This window comes from Glycomyces dulcitolivorans (assembly GCF_003265355.1).
In the GTDB taxonomy this organism is placed as follows: Bacteria; Actinomycetota; Actinomycetes; order Mycobacteriales; family Micromonosporaceae; genus Glycomyces; species Glycomyces dulcitolivorans.
The window spans coordinates 1-5,832 of record NZ_QFRW01000191.1 but is presented as its reverse complement, the minus strand read 5'-3'; the positions used below and the strand labels follow the sequence as shown (position 1 = coordinate 5,832).

At 72.6% G+C, this 5,832-nt stretch carries 3 protein-coding genes; 1 reads left to right on the top strand and 2 read right to left on the bottom strand.

Going from position 1 to position 5,832, the window contains the following annotated elements; genetic code table 11:
- Nucleotides 1–1,928, bottom strand: a 1,928-nt coding sequence (locus DI269_RS14115) for a beta-galactosidase (RefSeq protein WP_112136874.1), incomplete at its 3' end; no start/stop codon positions are given.
- On the bottom strand, nucleotides 1,925–5,230 hold the full coding sequence (locus DI269_RS14110; RefSeq protein WP_112136873.1) for a DUF5107 domain-containing protein: 3,306 nt from the start codon (nucleotides 5,228–5,230) through the stop codon (nucleotides 1,925–1,927). The genes DI269_RS14115 and DI269_RS14110, both read right to left, overlap by 4 nt.
- Before the next feature lie 56 nt (nucleotides 5,231–5,286).
- On the opposite strand from DI269_RS14110, the gene DI269_RS14105 reads away from it, so the two are divergent.
- Nucleotides 5,287–5,832, top strand: a 546-nt coding sequence (locus DI269_RS14105; RefSeq protein WP_198667432.1) for an AraC family ligand binding domain-containing protein, incomplete at its 3' end; no start/stop codon positions are given.

The window sequence follows — 5,832 nt, the reverse complement described above, 5'->3', positions numbered from 1 at the left end:
GTGGTGGGCGCGCGCGGAGGGGTGGGAGCGGGGGTGGGTGGGGTGGGGAGGGGGGAGGGGCCCCCATCGAGGCGAAGATCCGCGAGCAGCAGGACATGACCGGCGGCGGAGTCGGTGAGCGTCCAAGTGCGCCAGGCATCGCCGATCAGCACTGAAACCTCAGCCTCGGCGGTTTCGAGGCGGGCGACGATGTCGCCGCCCTCGGCGTAGACGGCCGTATTGGCGAGCACAAGCCGCTCGCCCCCGAAACGGTCAAGACCGCCATGCCCGGCGGGACCTAGTTCGAGGCGGTAGAGGCGGTTTGCGCTGGTGTCGTCGAGGATGAGGAGGCGTACTCCGGCAAGGTCGATGAAGCAGTCCGGGCCGGGCGGCGTAGGAAGGGGCACCGCGGTTCCGTCGCCGAGGGTGATTTCGACCGGGATGCCGTCGGTGGCGGCGAGGACCACCAGGTCGCCCGCGGCATCCGCGATGCGGGTGAGGAGCTGCGCGGTGGCGCTGCGCAGTTCCAGGTCCGGGGTCAGCGGGTACCGCAGCGGCCAGACGACCGAGCGCCCCGCCGGGAGATCCACGGGCACGGTCGGAACCGTCACCGTCACGTCGTCGAACTGCACGCTGAACTGCACACCGGGCTGAGCGGCCAAGGGCCGCTTCGGCGGCTGGTAGGTCGTGGCGAACAGGTAACCGCTGTGGCCATCCGAGCGGACGGCCCAGCGCAGCTCCGCCGGTTCGTCACTCCCGCCGCCGACGTGCGAAGCCATCCGCGCGAGCCGGTGCCCGTCGGCCGCGAGCCACAGGTGCTGCCGACGCAGCGCGTGGTGGTGCGGCCGGATCTGGCCGTGCTCGCCGATGGGCGCATGGAAGTCGTACGAAAGGGCCGGAACATCGTTGGGATACCAGGTCGCCTGCGACTCCTGTTCAGTTCCATGGGGTCCGGTCCGCTGGGTGCCGCCCGCGTACATGTAATAGCCCTGCCAGGCCGACCCCGAGCCGAGCTTCGCCAGCGCGACCGCCGCGACGTCCTCAGGGCTGACGAGCGGCCGCCGGTGGTAGGCGACGTGCATGCCGCCGCCGAGTTCGCAGGTCACGAACGGCACGTCCGCACGGTCGGCGGCAGCCCCGGCCGCAACGCCGTCAAGCGCCTCGCGGAGGTCGGCGCCGACCGAGACGTCGTCGCGGGTCGCGCTGTACCGGAAGTGGATCGGCGCGAACGCGGGCCACTCGGTCGTGGTCTCCTCCCAGAAACCGTCGGCGTAGGCGCCGAAGACGGGCAGGAGCGTGTCGGGAACCTGCGCACCGCCCCACCCGGTCGCAGTCCACACAGGAACGCGCAGGCCGAGCTCCTCGGCGAGCTCCCGGAGTGCCGCAAGATGCTCGGGCTGGTCGTACAGCTCGTTGTCGACCTGAGCGGCGATGATCGGACCGCCTTCGGCGTGCGTGAGGCCGCGCAGTTGCGCGATCGTCTCGGCGTACAGGGCGCGCACGAGGTCGAGATAGGCGGGATCGTTGGTGCGGGGCTTCAGGTTTCGATCGAGGAGCCAGTCCGGGAACCCGCCGTTGCGGTACTCGCCGTGCGCCCAGGGGCCGAGGCGCACCACGACGTCGAGGCCGTGCGCGGCGGCGAGTTCGACGAACGCGCGCAGGTCGAGATTCCCGGACCAGTCGAAACGCCCGGGTTCAGGCTCGTGGGCCGCCCAGAAGACATAGGTCGCAATGGAGTTCAGCCCGCCCGCCCGCGCATGCCCGAGAACCTGGCTCCAGCGCTCGCGCGGAAGCCGCGAGTAGTGGATCTCCCCAGTGATGGGAATCCAAGGGCGACCGCCGCGTTCGATCCAGCGGCTGGTCACCTCGATGTCCCCTATGGAGTCGAATGGGAGGTGCCCACGCCGCTCGGGCGGCGGGGCCGGGACGTGGATGCTGTAGGGGCTCATGCCGCCTCCTCGTCGAGGGCTGCAAGTTGGGCACGAAGGATGCTGGTCCGGTGGTCATGGGCGGCTTGGAGATCGGTGGTGAACAGGAGCATCGCCGGGAGCGAGGTCGCGAAGTAGTCGACCTCGGCCTTGGTCCCCGCCTGCTCGCCGACGTGCTGGGCGAGGGCATCACGGAGCGCTTGGGCCGCTTCGGTTTCGCCGAGGCGGCGGAGGGCGCGCACCGAAGCGGCCGTGTGCTCGGAGTACGCCTGGACGCGCATCGACTGGAAGTCGCCTTCCGCCCCGGCGGCCGCGGCCCAGGCGGTCCGGGCGCCTTCGGGGTCGCCCGCGGCGGCGAGCGCGTCGCCCAGGACCAGGTGCAGGTCGGCCGTGTTAGCGAGCGGATGCCGGGCCTCGCCGAGGTTCGCGGGCGGATTGAGCGCGGCTTCAGCGTGGTGCACGGCCGGACGCGGGTCACCGTCGAGGAGTCCGCGGGCGAGGGTGAGGTGGGCGTCCTCCCAGGCGGCGAGGACTCGGCCCTCGCCGCCTTCCCAGGGCTGGAACGACCTTCCTCGGAGCACTTCGACCGCCTCCGAGGCCCGCCCGACGGCGGTGAGGAGTTCCGCGAGTTGGACGGTGAGGTCGTCGCGCTGGCCGACGAGGTCGCGTCGGTCTTCCAGGGCGGCAAGGCGTTTGGCGGGCTCGACGCCGCGACGGGCGTCGAGTTGGTCGGACTCGTAGAGGAGGCGGGCGTCGTCGGGGGCGGCGGCGCGGGCGCGGTCGTACCAGCGGGCGGCGCGCTCGGGGTCGCCTGAAACGTTGTGGGCGGCGACGCCGAGGTTGCGCAGCACCACCGGGTCGCCGGTCGGAGCGGCGGCTTCCCAGGCGGCGATGGCCTCGGTGCGGCGGCCGGCGGCGTAGAGGCGGTGCCCGGCGAGGGCGGCCAAGGCCGGGTCGTCGGGGCGGCGCTCGCGCAGGCGTGCGAGGGCGTCGTCCTCGGTGTGGGAGGGGAAGCACCAGGTGCGGTCGAGATGGCGGACCTGGTGCAGCGCATGGTCGGCGGCCTCGATGTCGCCGCGCTCGAATTCGAGGTCGGCGCGGTGGAGCCAGGCGATCGGCGCGACGTTGACCTGGCCGGGGGCGGGTGTCAGTCGTGCGGCGGTTTCGAGGAGGTCGATCGCGGCGTCGTCTTCGCGGATCGACCGGTATTCGAGGGCGACGTCTAGGGCGACCGTCGGGTCGGTCGTCGGCTCGGCGTCAAGGCCGAGACGGGGGGCGAGGTCGCGGGCCCAGGCGTCGAGGGGGTTGTCCCGCAACGTCTCCGCGATGATCGCCGCCGCGCGCTCGCGGTCTCCACGGCGGAGGACGGCCACCGCGAGGAGATTGCGGGCCTGGGTGTGGCGGGGGCTGCGCGCGACCAGGTCGACGAGGGCGGGCTCCGCCTCGCCGTCAGCGGCGAGATCGAGGCGGGCGGTGGCGAGCGTGGCGGCGTCGGCCCAGGCTTCGTCCCAGGCCGCCTTTCCGAAGGCCTCCTCGGCTTCCGCACTCCGGCCCTGACGCATCAAGATCAGACCGAGCCGGTAGTGGGCTTCGCCGTCGCGCGGGTTGGGGTTGCGGCGGGTCAGGCGGTCGACGGCGGTGCGCAGGTGCGCCTCGGTCTCGGCGAGGCGGCCCGCGCGGGTCAGGCGGGCGGCCAGCGCGGTGTTGCAGCGGGCGTCGCCGGGGTCGCGGCGCAGGGCCTCCTCCCAGTACGGCTCGGGCCGGCGCGTGGCGTGGCGGTACTGGTCGAGGTGGAGGCCGGTGAGGTACAGCTCGTCTGCGGACGCGATCGCCTCGGGCGCAGGCGGTTCGGTCGCGGGCTCGGCCGTGGTCGAGGCGGGTTCGGTGCGGGGCCGCCAGGACACGAGCACCTCGCCGTCGTGCTCGACGGTGAGTTCGCATTCGGCCGGTTCGATGGCCTGGGGAAGGTGGACCGATTCGGTCGGGTCCGGGCCGCCTGCCGCGGTCGTCGCTGGGACCTGGTCGAATTCGCGGACGTGCGGAGTGCCCGGGGCGAGGTCGGCCTTGACGTCGTAGACGGTCCGGTCGCCGACGCGGAGCGTGATCCGCGCGCCGGGGCGCGCCGCGGTCACCGCGACCGCGATCCGCACCCGGTCGGCTTCGATGTCAAGGCGCACAGCGGCGTCGAGGGTGGACTGGTGGACCGGGCCGGTGTCCTGGATCGGGTACCAGTACTGGGAGAAGGTCTTGGTCTCGCCGGGCTTCAGGAACGCGAAGTCGGGCTGGTTGTCGGTGAAGACGCCCGCCATCAGCTCCACGTACGGGCCACCGCCATCGGTCAGATGGTCGTCCCAGGCCCAGCCGAAGGGCGCGTTGCCCCAGGTCCACTGCTTCTTGCCGGGCGCGATGCGGTGGTCGGCCCAGTGGACGAACCCGGCGCCGGCGCCGTGGTCGTAGCCGCCGAAGAAGTCGTCCTCGCTCCCCAGGCACATGTAGGAGGTGGGGACGGGGATGTTGCGGTACCAGTCGAGGCGGTCGCCGTCGGGCCGGTCGCGGCGGGCGGGGTAGTCGATGCCGTAGTAGCGGCCTTGGGCCGCAGGGAAGGTGGTGGTGGCGCGTTTGGCGTGGTCGGCGACGACGTGGACGTCGGTGGGGAAGAAGGACTGGTAGTCCTCCCCCGCTTTGGCGGCGACGTTGGCCCACCACAGGAAGGTCTGGACGTCGTCGGTGCGGTTGACGAGGTGGCCGCGCAGTTCCACAAGGGAGCTGCCGGGGCGCAGGCGGATGCCGTGCATGCCCTGCATGCGGGCGAAGGGGTCGTGGTCGGAGCACCAGACGGTGACCGCGCCGTCGTCCTCGGTCTCGATCCGGGTCTCGACGGGCAGGTGGGTGGCGGGGCGGTGGTGCTGGGGCCAGTTGAATTCGACGCCGCCGGAGATCCAGGGGCCGGCCAGGCCGACGAGGGCGGGTTTGATGACGTCGTTGCGGTAGAAGAAGTCGTAGCCGCGGGTCTTGTCGAGTCCGATGTGGATTCTTCCGCCGAGGCCGGGGAGGATCATGAGGCGCACGTACTCGTTTTCGAGATGGATCGCGTCCCAGTCGCGCGGGGTCTTCTCGCGCGCGACGGCGTCGATGAAGGGCAGCGGGTAGACCGCGCCGGAGGAGCCCTGGTAGACGCGCTGGTCGAGGTAGGCGGGGTAGCGGTCGGGCGCGGCGGGCTCGTAGGTGTCGATGGCGACCGCCTCGCGCCAGGCCTTCACGGGCCGGCCGGCGAGGGCGGCGGGGGCCTCGGGTAGGACGATCCTCGACTCTGGTGCGGTCATGGGATCGAAGGTAGTCGGGCTTGACGTGGCGGTCCAGGGCCGTTTCAATGGATCGTATGGACGAATCGACGGCCGGGGTCCGGGAGGGCTTCGCCGGGCAGCGGATGCTGGTGGTGCCGCGCGCGACGGTGGCGAAGGCGCTGCGGCACCCGGTGGCCGGGAAGCTGCTGGTGACCGATGCGGGCTGCTATCCGCGCGCGGCCGGGCACCGGCGCTCGCGCCCGAAGGGGGCGCGTGAGCACGTGCTGCTGGTGTGCACCGAGGGCGCGGGCTGGTGCCGGGTCGGCGGCGAGGAGGTCGCGGTGGCGCGGGGCGGGACGGTGCTGCTTCCGGCGGACCGGGCGCACGCCTACGGTGCGGCCGAAGGGGATCCGTGGACGCTGTGGTGGTTCCACTTCACGGGTTCGGACGCGGCGGACCTGGTGCGGGCCGCTCATGCGGCGGCGGGCGGGCCGGTGACGCACCTGCGGGACCCGGCGCCGGTCGCGAGCCTGGTCTCGCAGGTCATCGACGCGCTCGACGCGGGGCTGACGACCGCGGGCCTGATGCGGGCCGCGGGCGCCGCGTGGCATGCGCTCGCGCAGGTGGCGGCCACGGGGCGG